The 18,236-nt window shown below is 44.6% G+C and carries 16 protein-coding genes; all 16 read right to left on the bottom strand.

Going from position 1 to position 18,236, the window contains the following annotated elements; genetic code table 11:
* Positions 1-2 precede the first annotated feature (2 nt).
* Positions 3-344 carry a 50S ribosomal protein L22 gene (rplV, locus tag FED51_RS00855; protein WP_010896322.1) on the bottom strand — a complete coding sequence of 114 codons (342 nt, stop codon included), beginning with the start codon at positions 342-344 and terminating at the stop codon, positions 3-5.
* Between the two features lie 32 nt (positions 345-376).
* A complete protein-coding gene (gene rpsS, locus FED51_RS00850) occupies positions 377-655 on the bottom strand; it encodes a 30S ribosomal protein S19 (RefSeq protein ID WP_010896321.1) in 279 nt (92 codons plus the stop codon).
* A 60-nt stretch (positions 656-715) separates the two neighbouring features.
* Positions 716-1,546 carry a 50S ribosomal protein L2 gene (gene rplB / locus FED51_RS00845; RefSeq protein ID WP_010896320.1) on the bottom strand — a complete coding sequence of 277 codons (831 nt, stop codon included), beginning with the start codon at positions 1,544-1,546 and terminating at the stop codon, positions 716-718.
* 28 nt (positions 1,547-1,574) lie between these two features.
* The gene (gene rplW, locus FED51_RS00840; RefSeq protein ID WP_010896319.1) at positions 1,575-1,865 is read right to left on the bottom strand and encodes a 50S ribosomal protein L23; all 291 of its coding nucleotides are present in this window, start codon (positions 1,863-1,865) and stop codon (positions 1,575-1,577) included.
* The gene (rplD, locus tag FED51_RS00835) at positions 1,865-2,488 is read right to left on the bottom strand and encodes a 50S ribosomal protein L4 (RefSeq protein WP_010896318.1); all 624 of its coding nucleotides are present in this window, start codon (positions 2,486-2,488) and stop codon (positions 1,865-1,867) included. The genes rplW and rplD overlap by 1 nt, the downstream gene beginning before the upstream one ends.
* A gap of 22 nt (positions 2,489-2,510) precedes the next feature.
* Positions 2,511-3,140, bottom strand: a complete 630-nt coding sequence (gene rplC / locus FED51_RS00830; RefSeq protein WP_010896317.1) for a 50S ribosomal protein L3 — start codon at positions 3,138-3,140, stop codon at positions 2,511-2,513.
* Positions 3,141-3,208: 68 nt separating this feature from the next.
* The gene (gene rpsJ / locus FED51_RS00825; protein WP_010896316.1) at positions 3,209-3,517 is read right to left on the bottom strand and encodes a 30S ribosomal protein S10; all 309 of its coding nucleotides are present in this window, start codon (positions 3,515-3,517) and stop codon (positions 3,209-3,211) included.
* Between the two features lie 922 nt (positions 3,518-4,439).
* Positions 4,440-5,630: an elongation factor Tu gene (gene tuf / locus FED51_RS00820; protein WP_010896315.1), complete on the bottom strand. Its 1,191-nt coding sequence runs from the start codon at positions 5,628-5,630 to the stop codon at positions 4,440-4,442.
* 124 nt (positions 5,631-5,754) lie between these two features.
* The gene (gene fusA, locus FED51_RS00815; RefSeq protein WP_053432307.1) at positions 5,755-7,833 is read right to left on the bottom strand and encodes an elongation factor G; all 2,079 of its coding nucleotides are present in this window, start codon (positions 7,831-7,833) and stop codon (positions 5,755-5,757) included.
* Between the two features lie 109 nt (positions 7,834-7,942).
* Positions 7,943-8,413, bottom strand: coding sequence for a 30S ribosomal protein S7 (gene rpsG / locus FED51_RS00810; RefSeq protein ID WP_010896313.1), 471 nt, complete (start codon positions 8,411-8,413; stop codon positions 7,943-7,945).
* A 46-nt stretch (positions 8,414-8,459) separates the two neighbouring features.
* Positions 8,460-8,879 carry a 30S ribosomal protein S12 gene (gene rpsL / locus FED51_RS00805; protein WP_010896312.1) on the bottom strand — a complete coding sequence of 140 codons (420 nt, stop codon included), beginning with the start codon at positions 8,877-8,879 and terminating at the stop codon, positions 8,460-8,462.
* 116 nt (positions 8,880-8,995) lie between these two features.
* Positions 8,996-9,244, bottom strand: coding sequence for a 50S ribosomal protein L7ae-like protein (locus FED51_RS00800; protein WP_010896311.1), 249 nt, complete (start codon positions 9,242-9,244; stop codon positions 8,996-8,998).
* A gap of 106 nt (positions 9,245-9,350) precedes the next feature.
* A complete protein-coding gene (gene rpoC / locus FED51_RS00795) occupies positions 9,351-12,971 on the bottom strand; it encodes a DNA-directed RNA polymerase subunit beta' (protein ID WP_053432306.1) in 3,621 nt (1,206 codons plus the stop codon).
* A gap of 89 nt (positions 12,972-13,060) precedes the next feature.
* Positions 13,061-16,603, bottom strand: a complete 3,543-nt coding sequence (rpoB, locus tag FED51_RS00790) for a DNA-directed RNA polymerase subunit beta (protein WP_053432305.1) — start codon at positions 16,601-16,603, stop codon at positions 13,061-13,063.
* Positions 16,604-17,030: 427 nt separating this feature from the next.
* Positions 17,031-17,636, bottom strand: a complete 606-nt coding sequence (locus FED51_RS00785; RefSeq protein ID WP_010896307.1) for a class I SAM-dependent methyltransferase — start codon at positions 17,634-17,636, stop codon at positions 17,031-17,033.
* A 231-nt stretch (positions 17,637-17,867) separates the two neighbouring features.
* Positions 17,868-18,233: a 50S ribosomal protein L7/L12 gene (rplL, locus tag FED51_RS00780; RefSeq protein ID WP_010896305.1), complete on the bottom strand. Its 366-nt coding sequence runs from the start codon at positions 18,231-18,233 to the stop codon at positions 17,868-17,870.
* Positions 18,234-18,236 lie beyond the last annotated feature (3 nt).

Genomic DNA, 18,236 nt, shown 5'->3' with positions numbered 1-18,236 from the left:
CTTTATCCCTCCTTCTTTTCTGTTACAACAATCGTAATATGGCTAGTGCGCTTGTTAATACGGCTTGCACGTCCCATTGCACGTGGACGGAAACGTTTGAGTGTTACACCCTCATCCACAAATGCTTCACTAATTACTAGGTTATTTGGTTCCATTTCATAGTTGTGCTCTGCGTTCGCAATTGCGGAATTTAAAACCTTTTCGATAATTGGTGAAGCTGCTTTAGGCGTATGTTTTAAAATGGCAATCGCTTCTCCTACTTGCTTTCCACGGATAAGATCAATCACAAGGCGAGCCTTACGAGGAGCAATGCGCACTTGTTTCGCTACAGCTTTCGCTTGCATAGTCAGGACCTCCCCTCTTCATCAATTAACAATTAACGTCTTGTTTTCTTATCGTCAGCAGCATGCCCTTTGTACGTACGAGTTGGTGCGAATTCTCCAAGCTTGTGTCCGACCATGTCTTCAGAGATATAAACCGGTACATGCTTGCGACCATCGTATACGGCAATTGTATGTCCGACGAATTCTGGGAAAATCGTTGAACGACGAGACCAAGTCTTCACGACTTTCTTGTCATTGCTTTCATTTAATGTTTCAATCTTTTTCATTAAGTGGTCATCGACAAAAGGTCCCTTTTTTAAACTACGACCCATGTGTGTACCTCCCTTCGTGATTGCCCACGGTTCTTTTCTAAGAACCGCAGCACAACCCCGTTATTTTTTACGACGACGTACAATGTACTTATCAGATGCTTTGTTTTTCTTACGAGTTTTGTAACCAAGTGTCGGCTTGCCCCATGGAGACATTGGTGACTTACGTCCGATTGGTGCACGACCTTCACCACCACCGTGTGGGTGATCGTTAGGGTTCATCGCAGATCCACGAACGGTTGGGCGCTTGCCTAACCAGCGAGAACGTCCAGCTTTACCAATGTTCACAAGCTCATGCTCAAGGTTTCCAACTTGACCAATAGTCGCACGGCAAGTCGCTAGGATGTAACGAGTCTCACCAGAGTTAAGACGTACGAGAACGTAGTCTCCTTCTTTACCAAGAAGTTGAGCTTCTGCACCTGCAGAACGTACGAGCTGTCCACCTTTTCCAGGCTTCAACTCGATGTTGTGGATAACTGTACCAACAGGGATGTTTTTAAGCGGAAGTGCGTTACCTACTTTGATGTCCGCTTCTGGACCAGACTCAATGGTCATGCCAACTTTTAACCCTTTTGGAGCTAAAATGTAACGCTTCTCTCCGTCCACATAGTTGATAAGTGCAATGTTTGCAGAACGGTTTGGATCATATTCGATCGTAGCAACGCGTCCTGGAATTCCATCTTTGTTGCGTTTGAAATCGATGATACGATATTGACGTTTATGACCGCCACCTTGGTGACGAACCGTCATTTTTCCTTGGTTGTTGCGTCCACCTTTTTTATGCAATGGAGCAAGCAACGACTTTTCCGGTTTGTCCGTGGTGATTTCAGCGAAATCTAATGTAGACATGCCACGACGACCAGCACTGGTCGGTTTATACTTCTTAATCGCCATCTTCAGTTCCCTCCTTCTCTTTTAATCTTTACACACCTTCAAAGAAGTCGAGTTCTTTGCTATCAGGTGTAAGTGTCACAATGGCTTTTTTACGACGAGCTGTAAACCCTGTGTAACGTCCGAAACGCTTAGGCTTACCTTTATAGTTCATCGTGTTTACTTTAGCAACTTTTACATCAAAGATTTCTTCAATCGCATCTTTGATTTGCGTCTTGTTCGCACGAACGTCTACTTCAAACGTGTACTTTTTATCTCCCATGACTTCGGTAGAACGTTCCGTAATGACGGGGCGCTTAATGACATCGCGAGCGTTTGACATTATGCGAGCACCTCCTCTACCTTTTCGACCGCATCCTTTGTGATGATGAGCTTATCATGCTTGATCACGTCAAGTACGTTGACACCTTCAGCTGTAACGAAGGTTACGCCAGGGATGTTGCGAGCAGACAAAGCAACGTTATCGTTGTAGTCAGCTGTAACAACAAGGGCTTTTCTGTCAACAGAAAGACCTGAAAGAATGCTAGCCATTTCTTTTGTTTTTGGAGCTTCAAGCGCTAAGCTTTCCAATACTACGATTTCTTCTGCTTTCACTTTGCTAGAAAGCGCAGATTTAATCGCTAAGCGACGTACTTTTTTAGGAAGCTTGTAGCTGTAGCTACGTGGTGTTGGTCCAAATACAGTACCACCACCAACCCATTGTGGTGAACGGATCGAACCTTGGCGCGCACGACCAGTTCCTTTTTGACGCCATGGCTTACGGCCTCCACCACGTACTTCTGAACGAGTTTTGGTTTTGTGAGTACCTTGACGTAAAGAAGCTTGCTGCATCACAACAGCATCATGTAATACATTTTCGTTTGGCTCAATACCAAACACCGCATCAGATAATTCGATGTCTCCAACTTGAGAACCTGCTTGGTTGTATAAAGCAACTTTCGGCATGATGTGCCCTCCTTTCCCTTAATTATTTAGATTTAATCGCACTGCGTACCGTAACGTAACTCTTCTTCGCACCAGGGACGTTCCCTTTGACTAAAAGAAGGTTGCGCTCCGCGTCCACCTTGATAATTTCTAAGTTTTGTACCGTAACTTGTTCTCCACCCATGCGCCCAGGTAATGCTTTACCTTTGAATACGCGGTTCGGATCAACAGGACCCATTGAACCAGGACGACGATGGTAACGAGAACCGTGAGACATAGGACCACGAGCTTGGTTGTGGCGCTTGATCGCACCAGCAAAACCTTTCCCTTTTGACGTGCCTGTCACGTCAACAATGTCTCCTTCTGCAAATGCATCTACTTTGATCTCTTGACCTACTTCAAACTCGTCAAGATTCACTCCACGGATTTCCTTGATGAAGCGCTTAGGTGCCGTTTCAGCCTTTGCTGCATGGCCTTTTTCCGGCTTGTTTGCATTGTTTTGTTTCTGATCATCAAAACCAAGTTGAACTGCTTCATATCCGTCTGAATCAACCGTTTTCTTTTGAAGAACAACGTTTGGCGCAGCTTCAATGACAGTTACAGGAATGACATCACCGTTTTCAGCAAACACTTGAGTCATACCTACTTTTTTTCCTAAGATTCCTTTGGACATCCGTCACACCTCCTAATAAATAAGAAAATTTTTAATGAGTTTTGCCATTATTTATAATTGAGCTTCCATTAAAGTTTGATTTCAATATCGACACCAGACGGTAAATCTAAACGCATAAGCGCATCAACCGTTTGTGGTGTTGGGTTCACAATGTCAATCAGACGCTTGTGTGTGCGCATTTCAAACTGCTCACGAGAATCCTTGTATTTGTGCACCGCACGAAGAATTGTGTAAACCGACTTTTCCGTTGGAAGTGGAATCGGTCCAGAAACATTAGCTCCAGAGCGCTTTGCTGTTTCAACAATCTTCTCTGCAGATTGATCAAGAACTCTGTGGTCATACGCTTTTAAACGAATGCGAATTTTTTGTTTTGCCATTATTGCCCCTCCTTTATCGTCCATTTTGAAAATAGACATACTCCGTGAAAATTTCCCCACACCCTGCCATGGCAAAGGGGCCGGGTGTGTCAGCAACCTTCCACATCATCGCTGTCAATGACCAACATTCAATATTATACACAACGAAAAAAACCAAAGCAAGTGTAAATATGCGTTGGTCACACTTTTTCTATTATAAATGCTGAAACTTAAGAGTGCAAGCCCTTCCAGTTCTATCTTATTATTGATTACCATACGGTTTTTAAGGTTTTCATATTAAATTAAAGAGAAAATAGTGGGTGCTATGTTTATCTTTCCATTTTCTACTCATCGGTCAAATCGGCTATTCCCTTCGTGTGCCATTGCTCGAATCTCTGGTTCATTTAGTTGAATTCCCCATGACGGCAAAAGACTCCTTAACTTCAACGCCTACTACTTCATAATTCTAAATAGATAGTAGTAACGGGTATTTACTATGGGCTCCATTTCGTAATCCGGAAGGCTTAAGATCCTGTTGCCTCTCCCTTCATAAAAACGGAGTAGCACCCCCCTTCAAAGTAAGAGCGATCGACCGGCAACACGTATAAAGCTTCTTTACAGTCTCAAACTCAGTCTCTACAAAAATATGAGTCAGCTTGTCTCCATATTTTCCTGCAGAATCAATTTCTTATTGCATTAGCCTTAGTCCTCTGCGTAATGGTATTCGATAGCGTTTTTAATAGAAATTCCACCTTCGTAAAAGTCGAGTATTCTCCAATACGGAAGATCATTCAGTCGAAAGGTTGTCAATAAGGAAACTAGCCGCTTCAAAACCACACATCCTCACTGGTCCAGGTTTAATGTAATTTCACGCACGACCGTTCCAAACGAAGCCAAAAAAACACCTTGGCCTTTAAGACCAAGGTGTTTATCTATATCGCCATTACTTCTGGATAGAAGCTACAACGCCAGCACCTACAGTACGTCCACCCTCACGGATAGAGAACTTAGTACCTTCTTCGATCGCGATTGGTGCGATTAGTTCTACTGTCATTTCAACGTTGTCTCCAGGCATAACCATTTCAACGCCGTCTGGAAGTTGAATGATACCTGTTACGTCAGTTGTACGGAAGTAGAACTGCGGACGATAGTTAGAGAAGAATGGAGTGTGACGTCCACCTTCTTCTTTAGAAAGAACGTAAACTTCAGCTTTGAAGTTTGTGTGTGGAGTAATTGTACCAGGCTTAGCAAGTACTTGGCCACGTTGTACTTCTTCACGGCTTACACCACGAAGAAGGGCACCAATGTTGTCACCAGCTTCTGCATAATCAAGAAGCTTACGGAACATTTCAACACCAGTAACAGTTGTTTTCTTCGCTTCTTCTTCAAGACCGATGATTTCAACTTCGTCACCAACGTTTAATTGACCACGCTCTACACGACCAGTAGCAACTGTACCACGACCAGTGATAGAGAATACATCCTCAACTGGCATCATGAATGGTTTTTCAGTGTCACGCTCTGGAGTTGGGATGTAATCATCAACAGCAGCCATAAGCTCGATGATTTTTTCTTCCCACTCAGCATCTCCTTCAAGTGCTTTAAGAGCAGATCCACGGATAACTGGTACGTCATCACCAGGGAAGTCATACTCAGAAAGAAGATCGCGCACTTCCATTTCTACAAGCTCAAGTAGTTCTTCATCGTCTACCATGTCACACTTGTTAAGGAATACTACAAGGTATGGTACACCTACTTGGCGAGAAAGAAGAATGTGCTCACGAGTTTGTGGCATTGGACCATCAGCAGCGGATACAACAAGGATCCCGCCGTCCATTTGTGCAGCACCAGTGATCATGTTCTTAACGTAGTCAGCGTGTCCTGGGCAGTCTACGTGCGCGTAGTGACGGTTGTCAGTTTCATACTCAACGTGTGCAGTTGAGATTGTGATACCGCGCTCGCGCTCTTCTGGTGCACCATCGATAGCGTCATATGCCATCGCTACACCTTTTCCGCTACGCTTAGCAAGAACAGTTGTAATTGCAGCAGTTAACGTTGTTTTACCATGGTCAACGTGTCCAATTGTACCAATGTTGGCATGTGTTTTGGAACGGTCGAATTTTTCCTTAGCCATGAATCTTTTCCTCCCTTAGATAAACAAAATAGAAAATTTTATGGGTAAGAAAGGCGGATACCCTCAGAATATCACCTTTCTTAGCTTACAACAAAACCATTGTTGAAACAATCTCTAGCAAAAATTATTCACCAGAGTTTTTCTTAATAATTTCTTCAGAAATGCTCTTAGGTACTTCCTCGTAGTGATCGAAGAACATTGTGTAAGTTCCACGTCCTTGTGTACGAGAACGCAAAGAGGTTGCGTAACCGAACATTTCAGCAAGAGGAACAAATGCTTTAACCACTTGAGCATTACCGCGAGCTTCCATACCTTCTACGCGACCACGGCGTGAAGTGATGTCACCCATAACGTCACCCATGTACTCCTCAGGTACAACGACTTCCACTTTCATCATTGGTTCAAGAAGAACTGGGTTACATTTTGATTTTGCGTTCTTAAGTGCCATAGAAGCAGCAATCTTAAACGCCATCTCACTTGAGTCGACATCATGGTAAGAACCATCAAAAAGCTTCGCCTTAATGTCAATCACTGGGTAACCTGCAAGAAGACCATTTTCAAGTGCTTCTTCAAGACCAGCTTGAACAGATGGGATGTATTCTCTTGGTACTACCCCTCCGACGATACCATTTTCAAATTCGAAACCGGCACCTTCTTCGTTAGGAGAGAATTCAATCCACACGTGACCGTATTGACCACGACCACCAGATTGACGTACGAATTTACCTTCGACTTGAGCTGCTTGACGAATCGTTTCACGGTAAGAAACTTGAGGTGCACCAACATTCGCTTCCACTTTAAACTCACGGCGAAGACGGTCAACGATAATGTCTAGGTGAAGCTCACCCATTCCAGCAATGATCGTTTGCCCAGTTTCTTCATCTGTGTGTGTTTTGAATGTTGGATCCTCTTCAGCAAGCTTCGCAAGCGCTAAGCCCATTTTATCTTGGTCGGCTTTTGACTTAGGCTCAACGGACAAGTGGATAACAGGCTCTGGGAACTCCATAGACTCAAGAATAACAAGATTCTTTTCGTCACAAAGTGTATCGCCTGTAGACGTATCTTTTAAACCTACGGCTGCTGCAATGTCACCAGAGTAAACTGTCGAAATTTCCTCACGGTGGTTCGCGTGCATTTGTAGGATACGACCGACGCGCTCACGCTTATCTTTTGTCGAGTTCTTAACGTATGATCCTGAATCTAGCGTTCCAGAATATACACGGAAGAACGTAAGCTTACCAACATAAGGGTCTGTCATAACCTTAAACGCAAGCGCCGCAAACGGCTGATCGTCACCAGGTTTACGAACAGCTTCTTCTTCTGTATCTGGAACATGGCCTTTAATTGCAGGTACATCAAGTGGAGAAGGGAGGTAATCAAGAACAGCGTCTAGCATAAGCTGAACACCTTTGTTCTTAAATGCCGAACCACAAAGGACTGGGTAGAATTCTACATTACACGTTCCTTTACGGATCGCAGCTTTTAATTCTTCCTTTGTAAGTTCTTCTCCTTCTAAGTATTTCATCATGAGTTCTTCATCTAGTTCAGCAGCAGCTTCCACTAGTTTCTCATGATACTCTTGCGCTTGCTCTTTATACTCGTCAGGAATTTCCTTCGCTTCCGTTCTTGTTCCGAGATCATCTTCATAGAAATAAGCGACCATATCAACTAAGTCGATAATTCCTTCAAAATTGTCTTCCGCACCAATTGGTAGTTGGATCGGATGCGCATTTGCTTGAAGGCGGTCACGAAGAGTGCTTACGGAATATAAGAAGTCTGCTCCTGTTTTGTCCATTTTGTTAACGAACACGACACGAGGAACACCGTAAGTTGTTGCTTGACGCCAAACTGTCTCTGTTTGCGGCTCAACACCTGATTGAGCATCAAGTACCGCAACAGCTCCATCTAATACACGTAAAGAACGTTCAACCTCAACGGTAAAGTCTACGTGTCCAGGAGTATCGATGATGTTGATACGATTGTTCTTCCATTGAGCTGTTGTTGCAGCAGATGTGATCGTGATTCCACGCTCTTGCTCCTGCTCCATCCAGTCCATTTGAGAAGCACCTTCGTGAGTCTCACCAATTTTATGGATACGTCCTGTGTAGAACAAAATCCGCTCTGTTGTTGTTGTCTTACCGGCATCGATGTGAGCCATGATCCCGATATTACGCGTATTTTCTAAGGAGAACTCTCTTGCCATCTGTTATTTCTCCTTCCTGCGTTCATAAGATTAGATTTATTGAAATGTAGAATTGTTCAAAAAGGCCGGCTTGAAGCCGTTCTTTTTGAACAAATATCTTAACTTGATCCTACCAACGATAGTGTGCAAACGCTTTGTTCGCTTCCGCCATTTTGTGAGTATCCTCACGCTTCTTCACAGCGGCACCTGTGTTGTTTGCAGCATCTAGAATTTCGTTAGCTAAACGCTCTTCCATCGTTTTTTCACCACGAAGGCGAGAGTAGTTCACTAACCAACGAAGTCCTAATGTCGTGCGGCGCTCAGGCTTCACTTCCACTGGTACTTGATAGTTGGCACCACCTACACGGCGTGCTTTAACTTCAAGAACAGGCATGATGTTCTTTAACGCTTGATCGAACACTTCCATAGGATCTTTTCCGCTACGTTCTCTAACAAGTTCAAACGCATTGTATAAAATCTTTTGTGCAATCCCGCGCTTTCCATCAACCATGATGCGGTTAATGAGGCGAGTAACAAGCTTAGAATTGTAAATTGGATCTGGTAATACATCGCGACGTGCGACAGGTCCTTTACGAGGCATTGTTTCCCCTCCTTTCAACATTTAAACAAATTGTTTTATCCAACCATTACTTCTTGTCTTTTGGACGTTTCGTACCGTATTTTGAGCGACCTTGCATACGATCTTGAACACCAGCCGTATCAAGAGCTCCACGAACGATATGGTAACGTACCCCTGGTAAGTCTTTTACACGGCCTCCGCGAATAAGCACAACGCTGTGCTCTTGGAGGTTGTGTCCGATTCCTGGGATGTACGCTGTTACCTCGATTTGGTTCGATAGACGCACACGAGCATATTTACGAAGCGCTGAGTTCGGCTTCTTCGGTGTCATCGTACCGACACGCGTACAAACACCGCGTTTTTGCGGAGAAGACAAGTCTGTTTGCACTTTTTTGAAGCTGTTGTAGCCTTTATTAAGCGCAGGTGAGTCGGACTTTTTCACCTTAGCCTTACGTCCTTTACGGATTAGCTGATTAATTGTAGGCATCTATGTTTTCCTCCCTTCCTTAACAGTGTTTTTCAAGACCACTGATCCTGGTGGTTCATTTTTAAGTAAAAGTAAAGTTTTTGCCTAGCGGAGTGCTCCGCAAGGCAAAAACATTATTACTTTTTCAATGCTACAGTGGCTGCACCAACATCGATCCCACAAGCTTTCCCAAGCTTTTTCATCGAATCGACATAGATGATAGGGATCTGCTTAACACTTGCCATTGCTTCTACTTTATTGACAACGCGGGGCTCCGCATCTTTTGCAATGACGACCTCAAGCACCTCTTCTTGCTCAAGCGCTTTAAGAGTTTGCTTCGTACCTATGACTAAGTCCGTAGCCTGCGAAACTTTTTCATAAGACATGGATCGATCCTCCAAAGTTACAGGTATTCTCCTAGGCACACTCAGATATCATATCATCGTGTATTTTACGTGTCAACCACTTCTTTGTAAAGGTTATGAAAAACTTTTATTCTGTCGTTACCGCTTCTTCCATCACTGCTTCTTCGGTACCAACGGCTTGTTGGTCATAATCGGACACAATGTCTAAGTTACGGTAACGGTTCATACCTGTACCTGCTGGCACGAGCTTCCCGATGATGACATTTTCTTTTAGGCCAACAAGCTCATCTCTTTTCCCTTTAATGGCTGCATCGGTAAGAACACGCGTCGTTTCCTGGAACGATGCGGCTGATAGGAACGAGTCTGTTTCAAGGGATGCTTTCGTAATTCCAAGTAAGACTGGGCGACCGGTTGCAGGGCGTTTTCCTGAAAGGAGAACTTTTTTGTTCTCATCATTAAAGTGTTGGATCTCAATTAGAGAGCCTGGCAACACTTCTGTGTCCCCTGCATCAATAACGCGAATCTTACGTAGCATTTGACGAACCATCACTTCTACGTGCTTGTCGCCAATTTCTACCCCTTGCATACGGTATACTTTTTGTACTTCACGAAGCAAGTATTCTTGAACACCTGTCATCCCTTGAACTTTCAGCAACTCTTTCGGATCAATAGACCCTTCAGTTAAGCTCTGTCCCGGAACGACTTGCTCACCAAGCTCTACTTTAATACGAGCGCCGTAAGGAATGGAGTAAGTTTTCGTCTCCATTTCACCTTTGACCGTAATTTCGCGCTTATCTGCATCATTAATGTTGGTAACTTCCCCTTCAATCTCGGTGATAACCGCTTGCCCTTTTGGATTACGAGCTTCGAATAGCTCCTGAATCCGCGGAAGACCTTGAGTAATATCGTCTCCCGCAACCCCACCGGTGTGGAACGTACGCATCGTTAACTGCGTTCCTGGTTCACCGATCGATTGAGCTGCGATGATACCTACCGCTTCGCCAACTTCTACATCGCTACCTGTTGCAAGGTTGCGGCCGTAGCATTTTTTACATACACCGTGACGTGTATCGCATGTGAAGACAGAGCGAATCGTTACTTGTTCAACTCCAGCTTCAACAATTTCCTTTGCGAGATCTTCGTGAATTAGCTCGTTTTTCTTTACAATCGGCTCACCGGTTTCAGGGTGACGAACCGTCTTAAAGGCTACGCGGCCAACAAGTCGGTCGTAAAGACCTTCAATGATTTCGTTCCCTTCCTTAATGGCTTCCACTTCTAAGCCACGATCCGTACCACAATCATCCTCGCGAACGATGACATCCTGGGCAACGTCAACAAGACGTCGTGTTAAGTAACCAGAGTCAGCTGTCTTAAGGGCTGTATCGGCAAGACCTTTACGGGCACCGTGAGTCGAAATAAAGTACTCGAGGACGGTTAACCCTTCACGGAAGCTTGATTTAATTGGAAGTTCGATAATTCGACCGGACGGGTTCGCCATTAACCCACGCATACCTGCTAACTGTGTAAAGTTAGAGGCGTTACCACGGGCACCAGAGTCACTCATCATAAAGATCGGGTTGCGTTTATCTAAGGAGCCCATCAACTTATCTTGAATGACATCCTTCGCTTCACTCCAGATGGAGATGACACGGTCATAACGCTCTTCTTCCGTAATTAAACCACGGCGGAATTGCTTAAGCACACGATCAACCTTTTTCTCAGCTTCAGCAAGAATTTCCTTCTTCTCTGGCAGGACTACGATATCGGCAACACCGACCGTAATACCAGCTTTCGTTGAGTATTTAAACCCGAGGTCTTTCATACGGTCAAGCATTTTAGACGTTTCGGTAATCTTAAACTTCTTAAACACTTCAGCAATGATGTTTCCAAGGAATCCTTTCTTAAATGGAGCGACTACATCACGCTCTTGGAAAAGTTCCTTCACATTGGTTGAAGTCGGAACCATATACTTGCTCGGTGTTTCCACCTCTAAGTTATGAGCAGTTGGCTCATTCACATAAGGGAACGATTCAGGTAAAATCTCATTAAAAATAAGCTTTCCAACCGTTGTTAACAACAACTGAGAGTTTTGCTCTTCTTTAAATGTCGTTTTCCCTAAAGAAGCAACAGGAATCGCAATCCGCGTATGCAAATGAACATAGCCGTTTTGGTACGCGATTAAAGCTTCGTTCGTATCTTTAAATACAGAACCTTCGCCTTTTGCACCTTCACGCTCCATCGTCAAATAGTAGTTCCCAAGAACCATATCTTGTGACGGCGTAACAACCGGCTTTCCATCTTTCGGGTTTAAGATGTTTTGCGCAGCCAACATTAAAATCCGCGCCTCAGCTTGAGCTTCTGCTGATAGCGGGACGTGAACCGCCATTTGGTCCCCGTCAAAGTCGGCATTATACGCTGTACATACAAGCGGATGCAGCTTGATCGCACGACCTTCCACGAGTGTCGGCTCAAACGCTTGGATTCCTAAACGGTGAAGGGTCGGTGCACGGTTAAGAAGAACCGGATGCTCTTTGATAACTTCTTCAAGAACGTCCCATACCTCTGGTTGTACCCGTTCCACTTTTCGTTTCGCGCTTTTAATGTTATGTGCTAACCCTTTGCTAACAAGCTCTTTCATGACAAATGGCTTGAACAGCTCAAGCGCCATTTCCTTTGGCAGGCCGCACTGATACATTTTTAAGTTCGGACCTACGACGATAACGGAACGACCCGAGTAGTCTACACGCTTCCCGAGAAGGTTTTGACGGAAGCGCCCTTGCTTCCCTTTCAACATATGAGAAAGAGATTTAAGTGGGCGGTTACCAGGACCTGTCACAGGGCGACCACGGCGACCGTTATCGATGAGAGCGTCAACCGCTTCTTGCAGCATACGCTTCTCGTTTTGCACAATAATGCTTGGTGCGCCTAGATCTAAGAGACGCTTTAACCGGTTGTTCCGGTTAATCACGCGACGATATAAGTCGTTGAGGTCAGAGGTTGCAAAGCGCCCCCCATCAAGCTGAACCATTGGACGTAATTCTGGTGGAATGACCGGAAGAACATCAAGGATCATCCAAGAAGGTTCATTTCCAGAGTTACGAAATGCTTCAAGCACCTCCAGTCGTTTAATTGCACGTGTCCGGCGTTGGCCTTGCGCTGTTTGAAGCTCTTCTTTTAGCCCATCGACTTCTTTATCGAGGTCGATATCCATAAGCAGCTTACGAATCGCTTCCGCCCCCATTTGCGCTGTAAATGAGCGGCCATATTTATCTAAGTACGCGCGAAATTCTTTTTCAGAAAGTAATTGTTTCTTTTCAAGTGGTGTATCCCCTGGATCTGTCACTACATAAGAAGCAAAGTAGATGACTTCTTCAAGTGATCGTGGAGACATATCCAAAACAAGCCCCATTCGGCTTGGGATTCCTTTAAAGTACCAAATATGAGAGACAGGTGCTGCTAGCTCAATATGACCCATCCGCTCACGGCGAACCTTCGCCCGCGTGACTTCAACACCACAACGGTCACAAACGACCCCTTTGTAGCGAACGCGCTTATATTTTCCACAGTGACACTCCCAGTCCTTTTGCGGACCGAAAATACGCTCGCAGAAAAGCCCGTCTTTTTCTGGTTTGAGGGTACGGTAGTTAATGGTTTCCGGCTTTTTCACTTCGCCGCGAGACCAAGAACGAATTTTATTTGGTGAAGCAAGACCAATTTTCATGTACTCAAAATTGTTTACGTCTATCAAGGGGCCAACCTCCCTTATGATTTCCATGTCCAAAAGCAGGTAACGAATTTAAAGAGCAAGTGAAAGGGGACTGCTCCCCTTTCAGCTGATTAAACATTTGATTCTGTTGAATCAATATTCAAGTTCAATTTGTCGCTTGCTTGTTCATCCTCATCATCAAGCTCTTTCATTTCAATCTCTTCCTCAGTACTTGATAGCATCTTGACGTCCATACCGAGAGACTGTAGCTCTTTTATAAGAACTTTAAATGATTCTGGAACACCAGGCTCAGGGACGTTTTCTCCCTTTACGATGGCTTCGTACGTTTTCACACGACCTACGACGTCATCCGATTTGACGGTAAGGATTTCTTGAAGGGTGTAGGCAGCACCATAAGCTTCTAATGCCCATACCTCCATCTCACCAAAACGCTGACCACCGAACTGCGCTTTACCTCCCAATGGTTGTTGCGTTACAAGGGAGTAAGGACCTGTCGAACGTGCGTGCAACTTATCGTCAACCATGTGAGCAAGCTTGATCATGTACATAATGCCGACGGAGACACGATTATCAAACGGTTCACCTGTACGTCCATCATACAAGATCGTTTTTCCGTCTCGCGCCATTCCTGCTTCTTCAAGCGTCGCCCAGACGTCCTCTTCACTAGCACCGTCAAATACTGGTGATGCCACATGAAGGCCAAGACGTCTAGCCGCCATTCCTAAATGAAGTTCAAGCACTTGTCCGATATTCATTCGTGAAGGTACCCCTAGTGGGTTTAACATAATGTCAATCGGCGTGCCATCAGGTAAATACGGCATATCCTCTTCTGGAAGAATCCGAGAGATAACCCCTTTGTTACCGTGACGACCGGCCATTTTATCCCCTTCATGAATTTTACGCTTCTGAACAATGTACACACGGACGAGCTGGTTTACACCAGGAGGCAGTTCATCACCGTCTTCACGGTTGAAGATTTTCACGTCAAGGACGATTCCGTCTCCGCCATGCGGCGCACGTAAGGACGTATCACGTACTTCACGAGCTTTCTCACCGAAGATGGCATGAAGTAAACGCTCTTCCGCTGTCAGCTCCGTCACACCTTTAGGCGTTACTTTACCGACGAGAATATCGCCATCTTTTACTTCTGCCCCAACGCGAATGATTCCTCGCTCATCCAAGTTGCGCAATGCATCTTCCCCGACGTTTGGAATATCCCGCGTAATTTCTTCTGGCCCAAGCTTCGTGTCACGAGCTTCTGACTCGTACTCCTCAATGTGAATCGATGTGTACACATCGTCTTTTACGAGACGCTCACTTAAAATAATCGCATCCTCATAGTTGTACCCTTCCCAAGTCATGAAGCCGACGAGAACGTTGCGTCCGAGCGCCATCTCACCTTTTTCCATCGAAGGTCCATCAGCAAGGATTTCACGCTTCTCCACCACGTCTCCTTCTTTTACGATTGGACGTTGGTTGTAGCTCGTTCCTTGGTTCGAGCGAATAAACTTCTGTAGGCGATATTTATCAAGATCCCCTTTGATCTCTTTTCCGTCCACTTCTTCTAGACGACGAACCCAAATTTCTTTCGCCGTTACTCGCTCGACAATTCCGCGGTGTTTAGAGACGATCGCAGCACCCGAATCTTTCGCCGATACGTGCTCCATCCCTGTTCCGACAATTGGAGCTTCCGGTACAAGAAGCGGTACCGCCTGACGTTGCATGTTCGCACCCATAAGCGCCCGGTTAGAGTCATCGTTTTCTAAGAACGGGATACATGATGTCGCAGCTGAAACGACTTGCTTCGGCGATACGTCCATGTAGTCCACACGATCTCTAGATACAACGATATTCTCACCACGGAAGCGGGCGATAATGTTTTCATCGATAAACGATCCGTCCTCGGCAAGCTTCATGTTCGCCTGGGCCACAACGTAGTTATCTTCTTCATCTGCCGTTAAGTAATCAATTTGCGCCGTAACCTTCCCAGTTTCAGGGTCTACGCGGCGATAAGGTGTCTCCATAAAGCCGAACTCGTTGACTTTAGCATAAGTGGATAACGAGTTGATCAAACCGATGTTTGGACCCTCCGGTGTCTCAATCGGACACATCCGTCCATAGTGGGAGTAGTGGACGTCACGAACCTCAAACCCTGCGCGCTCACGTGTTAATCCTCCAGGCCCTAACGCAGAAAGACGACGCTTATGCGTTAACTCCGCTAACGGGTTCGTCTGATCCATGAATTGAGATAGCTGTGAGCTACCAAAGAACTCTTTAATCGATGCAATCACTGGGCGAATGTTAATAAGTGCTTGCGGCGTAATGCTGTTCGGGTCTTGAATAGACATACGCTCACGAACAACCCGCTCCATACGCGATAATCCGATACGGAATTGGTTTTGCAACAACTCACCGACAGAACGGAGGCGACGGTTTCCTAAATGATCAATGTCATCGGTTCCACCGACACCATGCAACAAGTTAAAGAAGTAGTTAATCGAAGCGATGATGTCCGCCGGTGTAATATGCTTAATTTCCTTTTCAACAAGTCCGTTGCCGATGACACGAATGACATGTTCTCCATCTTGATCATCTGGTGCATAGATTTTCACCGATTGAAGACGAACTTCATCTTCTTCCACAACACCACCAGACATGCGAACAGTCCGGAAACCAACATTGTTTTCTAAATATGGGAGAATGCGATCCAACGTACGACGATCAATAATGGACCCTTCTTCCGCAATCACTTCTCCGGTTTCTGGATCAATAAGCGTTTCTGCTAAGCGCTGATTGAATAGGCGGTTTTTTATGTGTAATTTTTTATTGACTTTATAGCGACCTACATTCGCTAAGTCATAGCGTTTTGGGTCAAAGAAACGAGAGTCGAGTAAGCTTTTCGCATTTTCGACAGTAGGTGGTTCACCTGGGCGAAGACGCTCGTAGATTTCCAGCAATGCTTTTTCGGCACTGTCTGTGTTATCTTTTTCTAGCGTGTTGCGTAGATACTCGTCTTCTCCTAGTAAATCAATGATTTCTTGATCAGAACCAAACCCAAGGGCACGCAAAAGAACCGTTACAGGAATCTTCCGTGTACGATCGATTCTCACATAGACAATATCCTTTGCATCGGTCTCTAACTCTAACCATGCACCACGATTTGGAATCACCGTTGCGGTGTAACCTTTTTTTCCGTTTTTATCAATCTTCTCGCTATAGTAAACACTAGGTGAACGAACAAGCTGAGAAACGATCACTCGCTCCGCTCCGTTAATGATGAACGTTCCCGTGTCTGTCATGAGCGGGAAGTCCCCCATAAACACTTCTTGCTCTTTTACTTCACCAGTTTCTTTGTTAATTAAGCGAACTTTCACACGTAAAGGCGCCGCATAGGTCACATCACGTTCTTTTGACTCATCCACCGGATATTTTGGTTCTCCGAGACTATAATCAATAAACTCTAAAACTAAATTTCCGGTGAAGTCTTGAATGGGTGAAATGTCCTGAAACATTTCACGTAACCCCTCATCAAGAAACCATTGATAAGAAGCTGTTTGAATCTCGATTAAGTTTGGTAGCTCCAAAACTTCATTGATTCGTGCATAGCTTCTACGTTGGCGGTGGCGTCCATACTGAATGAGTTGACCTGTCAACTGATTCACCCCTCAAATCTCGCGTTATAGTAATAGAGGATGTTCAAAAGAAACAACCCGAAAACGGTTAAAACTTTACCGCCTCGCGTTACGTTTTTTTGAACAAATACTAAGAAAAGCGCAGGTACTTTCCTCCTAAAAATCAGACTCACTGAATCAGTAGTCTTCTTTTTAAAAAAGTACAGGAGCTATAAAAACATGCTTTTGCCATTTGTCAGATCACTGGCTTCCCTTGAACCTATGAAAGAGGAACAAAAAGAAAAAATGGTTTTATCCACAAACCATAATCCTCTACACCATTCGATTATATAAGGATAGCCAAATCCTTCCTTAAATATACTCGTTGATCCACTTGACAAACGACTCCTTTTTTGATTTATAAAAAGGCATTCATACGCATTAAATAACAATAACACAAAAGCAATCGTCAGTCAATTCTTTTTGCACGAATAATAAAATACCCTTTTTTCTTCGTGACGACCTCTACTTCTTCGTACAAGTTATGCAGCTTATCAAGCGTCGATGGAGCACCTTGCTTCTTTTGAATGACGATCCATAACTCACCGTTTGATAAAAGGTAATCGCGCGCATCCTCAAAAAGTTGATGAACGACTCTTTTGCCAGCACGTATCGGTGGGTTTGTAACGATGGCCGCAAATTGTCGATCTTGCACTTGTTGGAACAAGTCACTTCGATAAACGACAACATTTTTTACGTGATTCGCCGTTGCATTTCGTTTCGCAAGGTCGATGGCTCGTTCATTTACATCCACCATATGAACCGAGCGCTCTCCTCCATCCCTTGCAAGGGAAATCCCGATTGGCCCGTAGCCGCAACCGACATCTAGCACATCTCCTTCAATTTCAGGGAATTGAAATGTCTCAATTAATAAACGACTACCAAAGTCCACCTCTTGTTTCGAAAAAACACCACGGTCTGTCGTAAATTGAAAAGAATGACCTCGAAGGGTATAGGACCAGCTTCGCTCATCACTTCCAACGATCGGATTTGCACTATAATAATGGTCTGTCATTACGCCACCCCCTCCTATTCCTATTCCCACCTATAAGTCAATCCATGCACCGAAGCCTATCAGGTCCGTTCATCAGATTAAGTTTCATGATAGTCTTAAAAAAACTCGACTTGCCGCCACTATTTACTAGCGGAAGCGATCATTTATACTTATCAAGCAAAGACGTAACGTTTTTAAAAGAAGTGGAAAAAAAGACCCGCGATATCGCGAGCCTCTTTTTGCTAATTATGACTACTTAAGCTCTACAGAAGCACCTGCTTCTTCAAGCTTCGCTTTCATTTCTTCAGCTTCTTCTTTCGCTACGCCTTCTTTAATTGGAGCTGGAGCACCGTCAACAAGTGCTTTTGCTTCTTTAAGGCCAAGACCAGTGATTTCACGAACAACTTTGATAACGTTGATCTTAGAACCACCAGCTGATTCAAGGACAACATCAAATTCTGTTTTTTCTGCCGCGCCACCTTCTGCAGCTGCGCCACCAGCTACTGCTACAGGAGCTGCTGCTGTTACACCAAACTCTTCTTCAATTGCTTTTACAAGGTCGTTAAGTTCTAAAACTGTCATTTCTTTAATCGCTTCAATGATTTGATCTTTGCTCATTGA

It is taken from the genome of Halalkalibacterium halodurans (assembly GCF_005671335.1).
GTDB lineage: Bacteria > Bacillota > Bacilli > Bacillales > Bacillaceae_D > Halalkalibacterium > Halalkalibacterium halodurans.
The sequence above is the reverse complement of the archived record's forward strand: the minus strand, read 5'-3'. Positions and strand labels throughout refer to the sequence as shown.